Source organism: Streptomyces sp. NPDC002643 (assembly GCF_053592555.1).
The window spans coordinates 160,209-177,498 of record NZ_JBSFVY010000011.1; the positions used below are offsets into that span (position 1 = coordinate 160,209).

The window sequence follows — 17,290 nt, forward strand, 5'->3', positions numbered from 1 at the left end:
GACGGCAATCCGCCGCACAAAACGTGTCGCATCCATTGACGTCACTCCCACCCCACCCTTACCTTCTGGCCGAAGTTCCGTACAGCGTTCGCAATTTCGAACATTTCTGTCCGTCCGAGCCGCTCCCGGAAGGGACTTGCCGTGATCCCCACCCCCGCCCCACGCCGGTGGACGACCAGACGCCGGTCGACTCCCCGTCACTGGCTGACGCTCGGGGCCGCGCTGCTGGCCCTGGTCGCGTCACTGCTCTCCGTGCAGACCGTCACCAGCTCGCCGTCCGCCGTCGCCGCCGACGGCAAGCCGTACACCAACCCGGTCAAGTCCGAGAAGGGCGCCGACCCCTGGCTGGAGTACTACAACGGCAACTACTACCTGGTGACCACCTCGTTCACCGGTGAGCTGACCATGCGGAAGTCGCCCACGCTGGCCGGGCTGAGCACCGCGCCCAGCGTGCAGGTGTGGTCGGACAGCACCTCCACCCGCAACTGGAACATGTGGGCGCCGGAGATCCACTTCTTCGACGGCAAGTGGTACCTGTACTACTCCGCCGGGCCGCGTTCCTCCGCCTGCTGCGACGACCAGCGCACCCATGTACTGGAGAGCGCCGGGTCGGACCCGATGGGGCCGTACACCTACAAGAACACCCTCAGCGGCTCCAACCTCAACCCCAACGGCTGGCTCATCGACGCCAGCGTGCTCAAGCACAACGACAAGCTGTACCTGGTGGGCAGCGGTTCGGCCGGCGGCAGCCCGCAGAGCCTCGTCATCGCGCCGCTCAGCAACCCGTACACCCTCGCCTCCACCACCTTCACCGTCATCTCCAGCCCGACGCTCAGCTGGGAGACGCAGAGCGGGCAGGTCAACGAGGGGCCCGAGCCGCTCTACAAGGACGGGCGTACGTTCCTGATCTACTCGGCGAGCGCCTGCTGGGGCCCCGACTACAAGCTCGGCCAGCTGGAGCTGACCGGCTCCGACCCGCTGCTCGCCTCCTCCTGGACGAAGAAGCAGACCCCCGTCTTCCAGCGCAGCGACGCCAACAGCGTGTACGCGCCCGGCCACAACGGGTTCTTCACCTCGCCCGACGGCACCGAGAACTGGATCGTCTACCACGCCAACGACTCCGCGAGCGACGGCTGCGACAACGGCCGTACGACCCGGGCGCAGAAGTTCACCTGGAACGCGGACGGCACTCCGAACTTCGGCACCCCGGTCGCCCTCGGCACCACCCTCGCCGGCCCCTCCGGTGAGACCGCGACGACCCCGACCGCGTACACCATCGTCAACCGCAACAGCGGCAAGTGCCTCGACGTCAACGGTGGCAACACCGCCGACGGCACCAACATCTTCCAGTGGACCTGCAACGGCGGCGCCAACCAGAAGTGGCGCATCGAGGACCGCGCCGACGACACCAGCCGCCTCGTCAACGTCGCCACCGGCAAGGTCGCCGACGTCGCCGACTGCAGCGCCGCCGACGGCACCGACATCCGGCAGTGGTCCTGGCTGAACAACAACTGCCAGAAGTTCCGCATGGTCTACCTCGGCGGCGACTACGTCCGGATCGTCAACGCCTCCACCGGCAAGGTCATGGACGTCGCCGACTGCGGCACCGCCAACGGCACCGACGTACGCCAGTGGTCCTGGCTCAACAACAACTGCCAGCAGTGGCGGCTCGTCCCCACCACCGCCTGAACCACGACCGCCTCAACCAGGAGACCAGGAGAGAACACCCATGAGACGTCTCGCCAGACGCGTCCTGGTGGCCGCGGCGGCCGCGTTCGCCGTACTCACCACCGTGACCACCCCCGCCCAGGCCGCGGCCCCCGCCTCCCCGGCCGTCACCTTCACCAACCCGATCGCCCTGCAGCGCGCCGACCCGCACATCTTCAAACACACCGACGGCTACTACTACTTCACCGCCACCGTCCCCGCGTACGACAAGATCGTGATGCGGCGGGCCACCACCCTCCAGGGCCTGTCCACGGCCACGGAGACCACCATCTGGACCAAGCACGCCAGCGGCACGATGGGCGCCCACATCTGGGCCCCGGAGATCCACTTCATCGACGGCAAGTGGTACGTCTACTTCGCGGCCGGTGACGCCGACGACATCTGGAAGATCCGCCCGTACGTCCTGGAGACCAGCGCCGCCAACCCGATCACCGGCACCTGGACCGAGAAGGGCCGGATATCCCTGCCGCTGGACACCTTCTCGCTGGACGCCACCACCTTCACCCACAACGGCACCCGCTACCTCAGCTGGGCCCAGAACGACCCGGCGGTCGGCACCGGCACCAATCTGTACCTGGCGAAGATGTCCAACCCCTGGACCATCAGCGGCAGCCCGGTGATGATCTCCAAGCCCGAGTACTCCTGGGAGACCGTCGGCCACCGCGTCAACGAGGGCCCGGCCGTCATCCAGAAGAACGGCAAGGTCTTCATGACCTTCTCGGCCAGCGCCACCGACGCCAACTACTGCCTCGGCCTGCTGACCGCCGACTCCACCGCCGACCTGATGAACCCGGCCTCCTGGGCGAAGACGTCGACGCCGGTCTTCAAGAGCAACGACGCCACCGGCCAGTACGGCCCCGGCCACAACACCTTCACGGTCTCCGAGGACGGGAAGTCCGACATCCTCGTCTACCACGACCGCGACTACAAGGACATCAGCGGCGACCCGCTCAACGACCCCAACCGCCGCACCCGCTACCAGAAGCTGTACTGGAACGCCGACGGCACCCCCAACTTCGGCATCCCCGTCGCCGACGGCGCGACCCCGGTCCGGCTCTCCTCGTACAACTTCCCCGGCAAGTTCATCCGCCACTGGGAGTACCGGGCCAAGCTGGAGGCGGACGTCACCAACCTCGCCGACTCCCAGTTCCGCGTCGTCACCGGGCTCGCCGGCAACGGCACGGTCTCCCTGGAGTCCGCGAACTTCCCCGGCTACTACCTCCGCCACAAGAACTTCGAGGTGTGGGTGGAGAAGGACGACGGCACCGCGCTGTTCGACAACGACGCCTCCTTCTTCCAGCGGTCCGGCCTCGCCGACTCCGCGGCCGGAGTGTCGTACGAGTCGTACAACTTCCCCGGCCGCTATATCCGCCACTACAACAACCTGATGTACACCCAGCCGGTCAGCACCGACCTCGACCGGCAGGACGCCACCTTCTACAAGGAGTAGGAGGAGTAGAAGGAGTAGAGCGTCATGGACGGATAGGCCGCCTGCGCGTCACCCCAAGAGTCGGATCACCCCGAGAGGCCGATCACCCCAAGAGGTGCATCACCTCCGGAGGTTCGGGGTGGCGCGCAGATGGCCGACCGTCACGAAGTGGTAGCCGCCGGCCTCCAGGGTGTGCAGGATCTGGGGGACGGCGGCCACCGTCGTCGGGTGGATGTCGTGGAGCAGGATGATCTCGCCGGGGTCGGTCTCGGCGATCACCCGCTGGGCCACCCGGTCGGCGTCACGGTCCTCCCAGTCCCGGGAGTCCACATCCCACAGGACGGACGGCAGCGGCCGGGCGGCATTCCGTACCCGCTCGTTGATCGACCCGTACGGCGGACGGAACAGGGTCGGCTCCGCACCCGTCGCCGCTCTGATCTCGTCGCTGGTCCGGACCAGTTGGGAGCGGGCCTCCTCCGTCGTCAGCCTCGTCAGCCGCTGGTGGTTCCAGGAGTGGTTGCCGATCTCGTGCCCGGCCCGGGACTGCGCCCGGACGACCGCGCGATGCACGGCGGCGTTCTGCCCGACGACGAAGAACGTGGCCCGCGCCCCGTACTCGGCGAGATGGTCGAGCAACTCGGTGCTCTCCGGTACGGCGGGCCCGTCGTCGAAGGTCAGCGCCACGCACTTGACCCGCGAACAGTCGGTGGTGTCCTTGCCCGGGGCGTCGAGGGCGGGCACGGTCGGGGTGGGGGAGCCCGTCGCGGCCAGGTCGAGGGCGGGGCTCGGATCGACGGCCTCCGACCGGGCCCGTCTGCCGAACTCCGACAGCCACGGGGTGACTTTCGCCTTGTCGAGGATCACGTCACCGGCGACCCGGAGACCGCCGTCGGGGGTGAACGCGATGTCGTCCAGCGGGAGTCTCCTCGGCAGCGCCGAGACGAGGGCGGCACGGTGGCGGCGCTCGATCAGTTCCGGCGCCGCACGGTACGCCTTGCCGGCGCCGTCGTACCAGTACGTCTTGGCCGACGGCCCCTTCTGATCCCGGCTCGACAGCCGTACGCCGACCACGTCGCCGGAGGCCACGAGGACGGCGAAGCCGATGTTCAGCTCCCGGGTCGCCGGGGCGCCGGAACGGTCGGAGTCGTCGCAGTTCGTCGCGCGGGTGGTGTCGTCGGTCGCCGCGCCGAGGAAGTCAGCGAGGCGCTTGTCGACGTCCTTCTCCATGGCCGCGGTCAGGGCCGGGGCGCCGGGTACGTCCGGGTAGCTCGTCGCCCAGGGGCAGAAGCGGCCGTTGCCGCTGTCGTTGACGATGTCCAGGCCCTCGATCGTCGCCGGGTCGATGGTCGTACCGGCGGCGGCCTTGGCGGGCGGACCGCCGAGGGCCGGCGCCGACCGCGGCACCGTGGGGTCGAGGGAACAGGCGGTCGTCAACGTCAGCGCTCCGGCCAGGAGGAGGGCGGAGGCGGTGGAGGTGAGGGTGCGTGGGGTCACCGCCCGATCTTCTTGAGTGAGGCGGCGATCGACGTGCCCTGCCGCCGCACCGGGCGCGCGATCACCCTCGTACGGAGTAATCCGGGCCGCCCGCCCGGGTGCCGGGGCCTGCTCGGCGGGTTCCGGGGCCTACCCGGCGGCGGCCCGCACGCGCTCGTACAGCACCGGGTCGTGCGCGTTGACGATCACCAGGTCGGCGTCGGCGCGGTCGTGGAGTTCGGCGAGGCGGGCGTGGTTGGCCCGGACCCGCTTCAGGTCGTAGGCCACGAACCGTTCCATCAGGCGCAGGGCGGTGGGGGCGGGGGTGGGGTCGCCCAGGGCGCTGCGGTGGAAGAAGGCGTCGCCGGTGTGGAGGACCCAGCGGTCGCCCGAGTCGACGGCGACACAGGCGTGGCCCCGGGTGTGGCCGGGGAGCGGTACGAGGACGAGTCCGGGGGCGACGGCGTCCAGCTCCCTGGCCGCCGCGAAGCCGCGCCACGACTCCCCGCCGGGGCCGTGCTCGACAAGCTGTGGGCCGTGGGCCCACTGGGCGGAGCGGTAGCGGAAGCGTTCCCGGGCGGAGGGGGAGGTGACCGCGCCCAGCAGCTCGGCGGAGGTCAGGTGCACCTGGGCCCGGGGGAAGTCGGAGAGTCCGCCGATGTGGTCGAAGTCGAAGTGGGTGACCACGATGTGGCGTACGTCGTCGCGGGCGAACCCCAGCCGCTCGATCTGCCGGGCGGCGGTCTCCTCACGGTCGAGGACCGGGCGGATCAGCCGCCGGCTCGGGCCGAGCCGCCGTCCGGGTTCCGCGATGTCGTCCAGCCCGAACCCCGAGTCCACGAGGACGAGTTCCCCGCGGTCGGTCTCGATCAGCAGCACATGGCAGACGATCCGCCCGGCGCCGGGCGCGAGCATCGTGCCGCAGTTGAGGTGATGCACCTTCATGACCGCCTCCTCCGTGGGGCCCCACTGGTCGGTCGCAGCGTAGGCCCTCACGGGGAGGGCGGCGGTCTTGTTCGCGCTCACATGGCGTGCAGCGTCTCGCGGGCCCCCTTGATGAAGTCCTTCAGGGCCTTCCAGAACGGGGAGTAGCAGGCGTCGAAGCGGGCCATCGCCTCCGTGTCGCCGGCGATCATCGCCTCGATGGCCTTGTGGAAGGGGCTCGTCGACCGCCGTGCGGTGTTGGCGAGATCGGCGACCTCGTCCGGGCCCTCCAGCGACACGATCCAGGTGCGGTGCCGCAGCGTGGCGTACTCGTCGCGCTGCCGGTCCCGCAACTCCCGTAGCTCCGCTATCTGTTCGGGACCGAGTGTGCCGCCCTCGGCGGCCCGGATCACGTCGGACACCTTCCAGTGCACATCGCTGAGCCGCTGCGCCTGCTCGATGAAGTCCGCGTACGCACGGCGGCGGGCCTCCCGCAGCCGTTCCACGCGCTGGGCGTCCACCGTCGTGCCCGACTGGATACGGGCCGCCCGCGCGGTTCCCCGGCTTGTCACCCAGCTGGCCAGCACGGCGGTTCCGGCGGTGAGGGAGGCGATCCAGAACGCGTTGTCAGCCATGGCGCGACTCCAGTGAGCGGCGTTCGACCTTCGCCAGATGGGCCGTGAAGACCGCCTGGGCGTCCGGGGTGAGCATCCGCAGGGCGATCAGCGCGGTGATCACGACATCGCACAGCTCCGCCTGTACGTCGTCCCAGGTGTGGGTCGTGCCCTTGCGCGGGTTGGACCCGGTCGCGCCGATCACGGCCTGGGCGACCTCGCCGACCTCCTCCTGGAGTTTCAGCAGCCCCAGGAGCAGCGGTTCGCGGCCGTCATGGAGGCGGTTCGACTCCACCCACGCGTGCAGGAGGGAGATGGAACGCCACAGATCGTCGGGGGAGTCGACGGCGTCGGCGGGCTCGGGGGCGGCGCTGGTCGTGGAGGCGGAGGGTGCGGCCGGGGCGGCCGAAGCGGCCGGGGAGGCGGAGGGTGCGGCCGGGGCGGCCGGGGAAGCGGAGGATGCGACTGGGGAGGCCGGGGACGCTGGGGACGCTGGGGAGGCCGTGCGGTCAGCGGGCTGATCACTCATGCCCGCAGCCTGTCACGCCCGTACCGGTCATACGGCCGAACGTCGAACGGTCACTCCTCGAACAACGGTTCCTGCGTCCCCTCCTTCTGCCGCCGCACCCGCTGGTTCCGCGCGCCCACGACCAGCGCCGTCCCCGCGGCCGTGCCGGCGAGCGCCACCGGCACCATCCAGCCCCGGTCGACGACATGACGCAGGGCGTGGTCGAGGGAGAGCCGGCCGGGGCCGCTGATCGCGAGGCCCGCGGCGGCGAGGCCCAGGGTCGCCGCGTACTCGTAGCCGCCCTCGGCGTTGAAGAAGCCGTTGGGCGCGTGCACCGCCGCCGCGCCCGCCATGCCACCGGCGGCGGTGGCACCGGCCGCGGGGGTCGCGAGGCCGAGGGCGAGCAGGGTGCCGCCGCCGGTCTCGGCCAGCCCGGACGCGACGGCGCTCGCCCTGCCGGGGGTGTACCCGACGGACTCCATGAACTTCCCGGTCCCCTCGATCCCACCCCCGCCGAACCAGCCGAACAGCTTCTGCGTCCCGTGCGCGAACAAAACCCCGCCCGCGCCCAGGCGGAGCAACAGCAGCCCCAGATCACGTCGGTCGAAAACGGTCATCGCGAACTCCCGTACAGGCAGAGGACGAGGATCAGGTCCGGAGAGAGAACAGGCCGTACGAACTCCCCTCCCGCCTCCCCTCCCGCGTATCCACCGTCGCACCTTCACACCCGTCCGACCCGCCCGCGCCGCCGTTCGGGTGGCGTCGGACGGGGAGCCGGTCCGGGGGTACGCCTCCGGTGGCGGGCCCCCGCGAACGGTGTGAGTGTGACCGGCATGACGATCGCACCAGCGAAACTCCGTGACCCGGCCGTCCGGGCCTTCGTCAACGCGGTGAACGCGAACGACGAGGACGCCTTCATGACGCTCTTCACCGACGACGCGACGATGGCGGACGACGGCTCCGACCGGAACCTCGCCCAGTGGGCCGACCGGGAGATCTTCTCCTCCCACGGCCATATCGAGGTCCAGCACGAGTCCGACGGCGGCCGCGCCCTCGTCGCCGACTACCGCAACGACACCTGGGGCGAGATGCGAACCGCCTGGCGCTTCCAGGTAACGGACGACGGCAAGATCTCCCACTTCGAGACCGGCCAGGCGTGACTACGGCGCGTTGGCGGGCGGGACTGCGACGCCCCGGCGGGCGCGACCACGACGCCCCGGCGGGCGGGATCACGACGCCCTGGCGGGCGTGACCATGGCGCCCTGGCGGGCGTGATCGCGGCGCCCGCCGGGCGTGATCGCGATGCCCTGCCGGGCATGAGCGCGGCCCCTGGCCGAACCCGACCCCCGGCCCCTGGCCGGGCACGGCCCCGACCCCCGGTCGGGGATGACCGTGCCCCCTGGCCGAACCGGACCGCGTCCCCCGGTCGGGGGCGACGGCGACTCTCGGCCTGTACTGGACTGTGACCCCCGGCCGACCCCGACCTCGGCACCCGGCGGAACCGGACCCCGCCCTCCGCCCGACTCGGACCCCATCCCCCACCCGCCCCCACCCTCCCCGCAGGGCTTGCCTTGGAGTGGGCTTCAACTTCTAACGTCTCGGGCATGGAGACGAACACCTACACCAGGCGGCTCGGCCGCAGTGATATCCAGGTCAGTGCCCTCGGCTTCGGGTGCTGGGCCATCGGCGGTGAGTGGGCGACCCCCGACGGGCAGCCGCTCGGCTGGGGCAAGGTCGATGACGAGGAGTCGGTACGGGCGATCCACCGGGCCCTCGACCTCGGCGTCACCTTCTTCGACACCGCCGACACCTACGGCACCGGCCACAGCGAACGCGTCCTCGGCCGCGCCCTCGGCAAGCGCCGCGCGGACGTTGTCGTGGCCACCAAGTGGGGCAACCTCTTCGACGAGACCGCCCGTCTCTCCACGGGGCAGGACGACTCCGTGGACCACGCCCGCCGCGCCCTCACCGCCTCCCTGGAGCGCCTCGGCACCGACTACATCGACCTGTACCAGTTCCACCTCTCCGAGGGCGACCCCGAGCAGGCGGACCGACTCCGGGACCTCTGCGAGGAGTTCGTCCAGGAGGGCCTGATCCGCTCGTACGCGTGGAGCACCGACGACCCCGAGCGTGCCGCCGTGTTCGCGAAGGGCCCGCATTGCACGGCCGTACAGCACCGGCTGAACATCCTCCAGGACGCGCCCGAACTGCTCGCGCTCTGCGAGGAGTCGGACCTCGCCAGCATCAACCGCAGCCCGCTCGCCATGGGTCTGCTCACCGGCAAGCACTCCGCCGGACGCGCCCTGGAGGCCGGGGACGTCCGCAACACCCCGCCCGAGTGGCTGCCCGGCTTCACCCCGCAAGGCGGTCCCGACCCCGAGTGGCTGGCCCGCGTCGAGGCGCTGCGCGAGATCCTCACCAGCGAGGGCCGCACCCTCGCCCAGGGCGCCCTCGCCTGGATCTGGGCCCGCAGCCCCCGTACGGTCCCCATCCCCGGCTTCCGCACGGTCGCCCAGGCCGAGGAGAACGCCGGCGCCCTCGCGAAGGGGCCGCTCACCGAGCCCCAGTTGGCCGAGATCGACCGAATCCTGGGACGGTGAGCGGCCCGTACGCCTGATTCCGGAGGCGGTGAGCGGCCCGTAGCACCGGAACAGCGCTCTTCGGACGGCGCGTCAGGAGGCGTACTGCTCCTGTTCCGTCAGTGTGAGCTGCCCCGCCTTGATGGTGGCGAGGCGGGGCGCGCGCCTGGCGATCGACGAGTCATGGGTGACCAGGACGAACGTGAGGCCCTGGTCCCGCCACAGGCCCTCCAGCAGGGCCATGATCTCGTCGCGGGTGCCCTCGTCGAGGTTGCCGGTGGGCTCGTCGGCGAGGAGTACCTTCGGCTCCTTGACCAGGGCGCGGGCGATCGCCACCCGCTGCTGCTGGCCGCCGGACAGCTCGGACGGGGCATGCCCGAGACGTTCGCCGAGGCCCACCGAGCGCAGTGCCTCGGCGGCCCGCTCGCGCCGTTCGTTCGCCTTGACGCCGAGCGGGACGAGCGCGGTCTCGACGTTCTCCTGGGCGGTGAGCGTCGGGATGAGGTTGAAGGATTGGAAAATGATCCCGATTTTTTCGGCGCGCAGCCGGGTCAGCTTGGCCTCGCTGATGGAGGCGAGGTCGACGCCGTCCAGCTCGACGCTGCCGGAGGAGGGGCGGTCCAGCCCGCCGATCATCTGGAGCAGGGTGGACTTGCCGCCACCGGTGGGGCCCTGGATGACGAGCTGGTCGCCGTCCTCGATGACGAGGTCGATGCCGCGCAGCGCCTCGACCGTCTCCTTGCCCCGCGAGTAGCGCTTGGTGACGCCGCTGAGCTTGTACATGGGTTGGTCCTTGGGTGAGTTGAGGGGCTGGGCCGGTTACGACACGCTGCGCAGGGCGTCCGCCGGGCGCATCCGGGAGGCCCGCCAGCCGCCCATGGCCCCGGCGATCAGTCCGCCGGCGATGGCGAGGCCCGCCGCGAGCGCGATGGTGGACAGGGAGACGGGCGCGGAGAGCGCGATCTCCAGGGCGTTGGAGGTCTGCTGGCCGGGGGCGCCACCGCCGCCCGGGCCGCCCCCGCCGGGACCGCCGCCCATGCCGCCGCCGGTGCTGCCCAGCTCGGCCTGGAGGGTCGGGCTGATCGCGGTCACCGTGTAGGCGGCGGCGAGGCCGAGGGCGATACCGAGGACGCCGCCGAGCAGCCCGTTGACGATGGACTCGCCGACGACCTGCCGGGTCACCCGGCGGCTCGGCCAGCCCAGCGCCTTCAGCGTGCCGAACTCGCGCACCCGGCGGGACACGGCGGAGGAGGTGAGCAGCGCGGCCACCAGGAACGCGGCGGCGAGCACGGCGATGGACAGCCACTTGCCGACGCTGGTGGCGAGGTTCGAGGCGGTGGTCAGGGAGCCGGAGACGGTCTCGGCGAGATCGGCGGACGTGGTGACCGTCGTCCCCGAGATGTTCTTCTGGATCGTCGACTTCACGGCGTCGATCTGCTGGGAGTCGGTGGCCTTGACGTAGATCGTGGTGACGGTGTTCGCGGAGTCGGCGAGGGTCTGGGCCTGCTTCAGCGGCAGATAGACGTCGGTGGTCGACTCGCCGCTGTCGGGGGTGGCGATCCCGATGATCGTGTACTTGGTGCCGGAGATCTTGATCTTCTCGCCGACGGTGTACTCGTTCTCCTTGGCGTACGACGTGCTGAGCACCGCGACCTTGGCGTTGGTCTGGGACGCGGTGAACGTGCTGCCCTTGGTGATCTTCGAGGTGGCGAGGGGGCCGAGGTCCTGGTGGGTGACGTCGACACCGGCGACGGAGTAGTTGTTGACGCCGAAGGAGGCGCCGCCGCCCTCGACACGGGGCTGCGACTGGCCGCCGGTGGTGCCGCCCTGGCCGCCACCGGGACCGCCCTGGCCCTGCTGCTGGGTGGAGGAGGTGTCGTCGGTCCGGGCCTCACCCTGGGTGAAGGAGCCGTCGACCTTGATGACGTTGAGGCTGAGGGCGCCCACGGCCTCGGCGACCCCGTCCTGCTTGGCGACCTTGGTGACCAGCGAGGACTTCAGGGTCTGTCCGCCCTGGGTCATCACCCGGTCCGAACTCTGCTCCTCGCCGTCGCCGTTGGCCGTGGCGTCGAACTCGAACCGGGGCCCGCCCTGCTGCTCACCGTCCTCGCCCTCGGAGGGGGCCTCTCTAGCCTTGGTGACCGTCATGTCGGTGCCCAGACCGTAGAGCGACTGGAGGACCTTGTCCTGCGCCTGCCGCATCCCCGCCGAGACCGAGTTGACGGTGATGACGAGCGCGATTCCGAGCGCCAGACCCAGGGCGATCACCAGAGCCGCCTTCTTGCGCCGGCCCAGCTCACGCTTGAGATAGATGCCAAACATCCCGTTCCTCGAAGGTTCTTGGCGCCCGCTGTGGGCGCGGCCACAAAGTAGGGAGGAACTGTTGGCCTGGCGTGAATAAGAAATGTGTGAAGCCTGAGAAAGAGGGGCCCGACATCAGATTTCGATAAGACAGCGAATTCCTAGGCTGCTGCGGGCCCATTCCCAGGAAAAGCCGCTGGAATACCACCCGGAGAAGAGCGGTACGGCGGGCGGCCGTTCCATGTCCCGGTGCTTACCTCGCGGTCCCACGCGAGGTCCGCCCCCATCCGGAACACGGAACGGCCGCCACCTCCCCCCTCGGTGTGGTCGGTGGAGCCGCCTCCCCCAAGTGTGAAGCTCTTGTGGAGGAGGTGTTGAGCATATGCCGTTCACGTGCCCGAATGGACCGGAGTAACAGCCTCCGTTTGTGCAAGTTGAGTCGTGGACGAACGTCGCCGCCGCCGGTGGCGGGTGGGTCGGCCCCGCTCCCCGTGCCGCTCGCGGGGTGGCTCAGCCCCGGCCCACGTACGGCATCGTCGTCGCCATGACCGTCGCGAACTGCATGTTCGCCTCCAGGGGCAGCTCCGCCATGTACCGGACCGTGCGCGCCACATCGGCCACATCCATCACGGGCTCGGGCATGAGTTCCCCATTGGCCTGGAGAACGCCCTTCCGCATCCGCTCGGTCATCTCCGTCGCCGCGTTGCCGATGTCGATCTGACCGACCGCGATCCCGTACGGCCGCCCGTCCAGCGACAGCGACTTCGTCAGGCCCGTCATCGCGTGCTTGGTGGCGGTGTAGGCGACGGAGTGCGGGCGGGGTGTGTGCGCCGAGATCGAGCCGTTGTTGATGATCCGGCCGCCCCTCGGGTCCTGCTCCTTCATCTGCCGGTACGCCGCCTGCGCGCACAGGAACGCCCCGTTGAGGTTGACGTCCACGACATGACGCCAGGCCTCGTACGGCAACTCCTCGACCGGCACCCCGCCCGGCCCGAACGTCCCCGCGTTGTTGAACAGCAGATCCAGCCGCCCGAACCGCTCGCGCACGGCCTCGAACAGGGCGTCGACGTCCTCGGGGCGTGAGACGTCGGTGGGGACGCACGGAGCGTCCCGGACCCCGGTCCCGGCCTCGACCGCGGTCTCGGCGAGCTTGTCCTCCCGGCGTCCCGCGAGCGCCACCGACCAGCCGCCGCGCAGCAACTCGACGGCCACGGCACGGCCGATGCCGGAGCCCGCACCCGTCACGATCGCGATCTTCGTTTGCTTGGTCCTCATGGGCCCGCAGCGTAAGGCGTGAGGGAGGGCCCCCGACCCTCGGCCACGCCATGCGGAACTCATCAGTCCGCCACCCGCCCGTTGTGCGGGTGACACAAGATCGTCGAACCTGGCCACTCCAATGCCAAGGACAACTACCGCCAGGAGAGGGCCAGATGACACTCGCAGCCCATAGGTCGACGCCGTCCCGTCCGTCGCACTCGCCCGAACTCCGCGCCGCCGCACGCCACTTCGACCGCCGCCGCTTCCTCACCGTCACCGGTGCCGCCGCCGCGCTCGCGTTCGCGACGAACCTCCCGGCCGCCGGCACCGCGGCCGCCGCCCAGCTGTCCGCCGCCGCCATCACCGAGAACCCCTTCACCCTGGGCGTGGCCTCCGGTGACCCGCTGCCCGCCTCCGTACTGCTGTGGACCCGGCTCGCCCCGGCCCCGTACCAGCCCGACGGCGGACTGCCCGCCCAGCGCGTCACCGTCCGCTGGGAACTGGCCCACGACGCGAACTTCCGACGGATCGTCAGACGCGGCTCCGCCACCGCCCACCCCGAGTTCCACCACACCGTCCACGTCGAGGTCGGCTATCTCGACCCCGGCCGCGAGTACTACTACCGCTTCCGCACCGGGACCTGGATAAGCGAGACCGGCCGCACCCGCACCGCCCCCGGCCGAGGCCACCTCGGCACCAACACCGGGATCTCCTTCGCCGCCGTCTCCTGCCAGGCGTACCACGACGGCTACTGGACCGCGTACAAGCACCTGGCGGAGGAGGACGTCGATGTCGTCTTCCATCTCGGGGACTACCTCTACGAGTACGCCGTGAACTCCGCCGGCGGCAGACGCGCGTACACCGACCGCGTCCTGCCCGACCTCTTCAACCGTGAGACGACCACCCTGGAGGACTACCGACTGCGGTACGCCCTCTACAAGTCGGACCCCGATCTGCGCGCCGCCCACGCCGCGCACCCCTTCGTCGTCACCTGGGACGACCACGAGACGGAGAACAACTACGCCGACGGCATCCCCGAGAACGACGTACCCCCGGAGGAGTTCCTGCTGCGCCGGGCCGCCGCGTACCGCGCGTACTGGGAGAACCAGCCGCTGCGCACCCCGCAGAAACCGAGCGGTCCCGACATGAAGCTCTACCGCCGCTTCCAGTGGGGCCGCCTCGCCCAGTTCGACATACTCGACACCCGCCAGTACCGCTCCGACCAGGCGAACGGCGACGGCTGGCAGCGCCCGACCGCCGAGTCCGCCGACCCGTCCCGCACGATGACGGGCGCCGCGCAGGAACGCTGGCTGCTCGACGGCTGGGCCAAGTCCGACGCCGTGTGGAACGTTGTCCCCCAGCAGGTCACCTTCGCCCAGCGCCGCAACGCCACGACCGCCGACTACAAGCTCTCCATGGACTCCTGGGACGGCTACTCCGCCTCCCGCGACCGCGTCCTCGCCGGCGCCGACGCCGCCGGCATCGAGAACCTGATGATCCTCACCGGCGACGTCCACAACGCCTACGCCTACGACCTCAAACAGGACTTCGACGACCCCTCGTCCCGCACGGTCGGCACGGAACTGGTCGCCACCTCCATCAGCAGCGGCGGCGACGGCACGGACCGCCCCACGAACTGGTCCACCTACACGACCGCCAACCCCCATATGCGCTTCTACCAGGGCCGCCGTGGCTATGTGGCGGTCGCCCTCGGCCGCAAACAGGCCCGCGCCGAATTCCGCGCCGTCCCGTATGTGACGACCCAGGGTGCCGGAATCACGACGGTGGGCGCCTTCGCGCTGGAGGCGGGGAAGCCGGGGCTCACACAGGTGTGAGGGGGAGGCGGTGGCTGCCCGCGCCCGCGACCATCGGGGCGCGGCAGCCGCCGTACGGACAGCGGGGTTCAGCTTTCGACGCCCTCCGGTGTCGTACGTCTGTTCCAGGGGCGGCACAGGGCGAGGAAGCAGGCCGCGGCGACGAGTGTCGCGGTGACTTGGACGACGGCCATCGGGACGGCGGTGTCCTCTCCCGCGACGCCGACCAGTGGTGACGCGATCGCGCCGATCAGGAAGGACGACGTGCCCAGCAGGGCCGACGCCGAGCCCGCCGCGTGACGTACTCGCATCAGGGCGAGTGCCTGGGTGTTGGGCAGGGTGATGCCCATCGCGGACATCAGTACGAACAGGGCCGCCGCCATCGGTCCGAGACCCACCTCGCCGAAGACGCCCAGCGTCATCAGCAGCAGCGCGGTCGCGGACACGGCGACGATGACGAGGCCCACCGCGAACACCTTGTCCAGGCTCACCCGGCCCACCAGCACCCTGCCGTTGATCTGGCCCATGAGGACGAGGCCCACCGAGTTGACGCCGAAGAGCAGGCTGTACGTCTGCGGGGAGGCGCCGTAGATCTCCTGGATCACGAACGGGGAGGCGCTGATGTACGCGAACAGCGCGGCGAAGGCGAACCCGCCCGCGAGTACGTACCCCATGAAGATCCGGTCGGTCAGCAGTCCGCGCATCGCGTGCAACGTCTCGCCGATGCCGCCGCCGTGGCGGTCGGCTGGGGCGAGCGTGTCGGGGAGCTTCGCCCAGACCACCGCCATCAGCGCGACCCCGATCACGGTCAGCACGACGAACACGCCCCGCCAGTCCGTGACCCGCAGGATCTGACCGCCGATCAGCGGCGCGACGATCGGGGCCACCCCCGAGACCAGCATCAGCGTCGAGAAGAAACGGGCCATCGCCTCGCCGTCGTACAGGTCGCGGACGACTGCCCGCGCGATCACGATCCCGGCCGAGCCCGCGAGGCCCTGCACCAGCCGGAACGCGATCAGCGTCTCGACGGTGGGCGCGAGCGCGCACAGCACGGTGGCGACGACGTAGACGGCGAGGCCGAGCAGCAGGGGGCGCCTACGTCCCCAGCGGTCGCTCATCGGGCCGATCAGCAACTGGCCGAGGGCCATACCGGCGAGGCAGGCGGTGAGGGTGAGCTGCACGGTGGTGGCGGGCGCGCGCAGCGAGTCGGTGACCTCCGGCAGCGCCGGGAGGTACATGTCCATCGCGAGGGGCGGGGTGGCGGTGAGCCCGCCGAGGAGGAGGGTGACGAGGAGACCGGCACGGCGGGCGGCGGTGGGGTGGACGCCGGTGGGACGGACGCCGGTGGGGTGGGGCCCTCGGAGGCTGGTGTCGGTGGGGGTGTGATCGCCGGGCGGCGGTTGCACGTGTCCGTGACCGCGCTCGGCCGGTGCCGAGCCCGGTATGTGCCCCTCGGGCATGTGCCCCTCCCTTTTCGTCGAGTCCGCAACCTATGCTCTCAGCTCGTACGGCGTGCAGAGCGGGAACGGGAGCGGAATGGCCATGGCGAACGACGAACGACCCGTGCGTTGGGGAATTCTGGCGACCGGGGGGATCGCCGCGGCCTTCACCGCCGATCTCGTCGATCTGCCGGACGCCGAGGTCGTGGCCGTGGCCTCGCGCGGCGAGGAGTCGGCGAAGGGGTTCGCGGAACGGTTCGGGATACCCCGGGCGTACGGCGACTGGCGGGCGCTCGCCGAGGACGAGGACGTGGATGTGGTGTACGTCGCCACCCCGCACTCGGCGCACCGGGCCGCCGCCGGGCTGTGTCTGGAGGCCGGCCGGCATGTGCTGTGCGAGAAGCCGTTCACCCTGAACGTGCGGGAGGCCGAGGAACTCGTCGCTCTGGCGAAGGAGCGCGGACGGTTCCTGATGGAGGCCATGTGGATGTACTGCAACCCGGTCGTACGGCGGCTCGCGGGGCTGGTCCGGGACGGCGCGATCGGCGAAGTGCGCAGCGTGCGGGCCGACTTCGGGTTCGTGGGCCCCGTCGCGCCGTCGCACCGGCTGCGGGACCCGGCGCAGGGCGGGGGCGCGCTGCTCGACCTCGGTGTGTATCCGATCTCGCTCGCGCAGCTGCTGCTGGGGGAGCCCTCGGACGTCACCGCGAGGGCGGTGCTCTCGGACGAGGGCATCGATCTCCAGACGGGGGCACTGCTCTCGTGGGAGAGCGGTGCCATCGCCGCGGTGCACTGCTCTCTCGTCGGTGACACCGGCACCACCGCCTCGATCACCGGCTCCGAGGGCCGTATCGACATCCCGGACGGCTTCTTCACCGCCGACCGCTTCGTCCTCCACCGCCCCGGCCGGGACCCGGAATCCTTCGCCGCGGACCCCGCCGACGGGCCCCGCAACAGCTTCCGCCACGAGGCGAGGGAGGTCATGCGGGCCCTCCGCGCCGGCGAGACCGAGTCCCCGTTGGTCCCCCTCGACGGCACGCTCGCCGTGATGCGCACCCTGGACGCGGTGCGGGAGCGGATCGGGGTGCGGTATCCGGGGGAGGAGCTGGTGAGCGAAGGTTCGTTCGTTTAAGCGGGGGAGGCGGCTAACTGGGGGAGGCGGCTAACCGGGGGGAGGCGGCGGTGAACGAAGGTTCGTTCGTTTAGCCCGGGTCAGGTGCTCGT

15 protein-coding genes are annotated in these 17,290 nt (G+C 70.6%); 6 read left to right on the plus strand and 9 right to left on the minus strand.

Annotation, left to right across the window (positions count from 1 at the left end; translation table 11 throughout):
* The first annotated feature begins 141 nt into the window (after positions 1-141).
* Complete coding sequence (locus ACWD4G_RS18755; RefSeq protein WP_451294671.1) at positions 142-1,689, plus strand: family 43 glycosylhydrolase; 1,548 nt, start codon at positions 142-144, stop codon at positions 1,687-1,689.
* A gap of 40 nt (positions 1,690-1,729) precedes the next feature.
* Positions 1,730-3,178 carry a family 43 glycosylhydrolase gene (locus ACWD4G_RS18760; protein WP_451294673.1) on the plus strand — a complete coding sequence of 483 codons (1,449 nt, stop codon included), beginning with the start codon at positions 1,730-1,732 and terminating at the stop codon, positions 3,176-3,178.
* Positions 3,179-3,277: 99 nt separating this feature from the next.
* On the opposite strand, the gene ACWD4G_RS18765 is transcribed toward ACWD4G_RS18760, so the two are convergent.
* The 5 genes from ACWD4G_RS18765 to ACWD4G_RS18785 form a co-directional block, all read right to left on the minus strand.
* Positions 3,278-4,651: a polysaccharide deacetylase family protein gene (locus ACWD4G_RS18765; RefSeq protein WP_451294675.1), complete on the minus strand. Its 1,374-nt coding sequence runs from the start codon at positions 4,649-4,651 to the stop codon at positions 3,278-3,280.
* A 129-nt stretch (positions 4,652-4,780) separates the two neighbouring features.
* On the minus strand, positions 4,781-5,575 hold the full coding sequence (locus ACWD4G_RS18770; protein ID WP_451294677.1) for an MBL fold metallo-hydrolase: 795 nt from the start codon (positions 5,573-5,575) through the stop codon (positions 4,781-4,783).
* A 77-nt stretch (positions 5,576-5,652) separates the two neighbouring features.
* Positions 5,653-6,189 carry a hypothetical protein gene (locus ACWD4G_RS18775; protein ID WP_451294679.1) on the minus strand — a complete coding sequence of 179 codons (537 nt, stop codon included), beginning with the start codon at positions 6,187-6,189 and terminating at the stop codon, positions 5,653-5,655.
* On the minus strand, positions 6,182-6,484 hold the full coding sequence (locus tag ACWD4G_RS18780) for a MazG-like family protein (RefSeq protein WP_451294872.1): 303 nt from the start codon (positions 6,482-6,484) through the stop codon (positions 6,182-6,184). The genes ACWD4G_RS18775 and ACWD4G_RS18780 overlap by 8 nt, the downstream gene beginning before the upstream one ends.
* A 263-nt stretch (positions 6,485-6,747) precedes the next feature.
* Positions 6,748-7,293 carry a DoxX family membrane protein gene (locus ACWD4G_RS18785; protein ID WP_451294681.1) on the minus strand — a complete coding sequence of 182 codons (546 nt, stop codon included), beginning with the start codon at positions 7,291-7,293 and terminating at the stop codon, positions 6,748-6,750.
* A 216-nt stretch (positions 7,294-7,509) separates the two neighbouring features.
* Between ACWD4G_RS18785 and ACWD4G_RS18790 the strand changes: the two genes are divergently transcribed.
* A complete protein-coding gene (locus ACWD4G_RS18790) occupies positions 7,510-7,836 on the plus strand; it encodes a nuclear transport factor 2 family protein (RefSeq protein WP_451294683.1) in 327 nt (108 codons plus the stop codon).
* A gap of 444 nt (positions 7,837-8,280) precedes the next feature.
* Positions 8,281-9,276: an aldo/keto reductase gene (locus ACWD4G_RS18795; protein WP_451294685.1), complete on the plus strand. Its 996-nt coding sequence runs from the start codon at positions 8,281-8,283 to the stop codon at positions 9,274-9,276.
* A 72-nt stretch (positions 9,277-9,348) separates the two neighbouring features.
* On the opposite strand, the gene ACWD4G_RS18800 is transcribed toward ACWD4G_RS18795, so the two are convergent.
* The 3 genes from ACWD4G_RS18800 to ACWD4G_RS18810 all read right to left on the minus strand — a co-directional run bounded on the left by ACWD4G_RS18800 (position 9,349) and on the right by ACWD4G_RS18810 (position 12,831).
* The gene (locus ACWD4G_RS18800) at positions 9,349-10,038 is read right to left on the minus strand and encodes an ABC transporter ATP-binding protein (RefSeq protein WP_451294687.1); all 690 of its coding nucleotides are present in this window, start codon (positions 10,036-10,038) and stop codon (positions 9,349-9,351) included.
* Positions 10,039-10,074: 36 nt separating this feature from the next.
* Positions 10,075-11,577 carry an ABC transporter permease gene (locus ACWD4G_RS18805; protein ID WP_451294689.1) on the minus strand — a complete coding sequence of 501 codons (1,503 nt, stop codon included), beginning with the start codon at positions 11,575-11,577 and terminating at the stop codon, positions 10,075-10,077.
* A gap of 489 nt (positions 11,578-12,066) precedes the next feature.
* Positions 12,067-12,831, minus strand: a complete 765-nt coding sequence (locus ACWD4G_RS18810; protein WP_451294691.1) for an SDR family oxidoreductase — start codon at positions 12,829-12,831, stop codon at positions 12,067-12,069.
* Positions 12,832-12,986: 155 nt separating this feature from the next.
* Here ACWD4G_RS18810 and ACWD4G_RS18815 point away from each other — a divergent pair, with 155 nt between their 5' ends.
* The gene (locus ACWD4G_RS18815) at positions 12,987-14,648 is read left to right on the plus strand and encodes an alkaline phosphatase D family protein (RefSeq protein WP_451294693.1); all 1,662 of its coding nucleotides are present in this window, start codon (positions 12,987-12,989) and stop codon (positions 14,646-14,648) included.
* 68 nt (positions 14,649-14,716) lie between these two features.
* Here the strand turns inward: ACWD4G_RS18815 and ACWD4G_RS18820 are convergent, their stop codons facing one another.
* A complete protein-coding gene (locus tag ACWD4G_RS18820) occupies positions 14,717-16,087 on the minus strand; it encodes a multidrug effflux MFS transporter (protein ID WP_451294695.1) in 1,371 nt (456 codons plus the stop codon).
* Between the two features lie 76 nt (positions 16,088-16,163).
* Between ACWD4G_RS18820 and ACWD4G_RS18825 the strand changes: the two genes are divergently transcribed.
* Positions 16,164-17,198, plus strand: coding sequence for a Gfo/Idh/MocA family protein (locus ACWD4G_RS18825; RefSeq protein ID WP_451294697.1), 1,035 nt, complete (start codon positions 16,164-16,166; stop codon positions 17,196-17,198).
* The last annotated feature ends 92 nt before the right edge of the window (positions 17,199-17,290 follow it).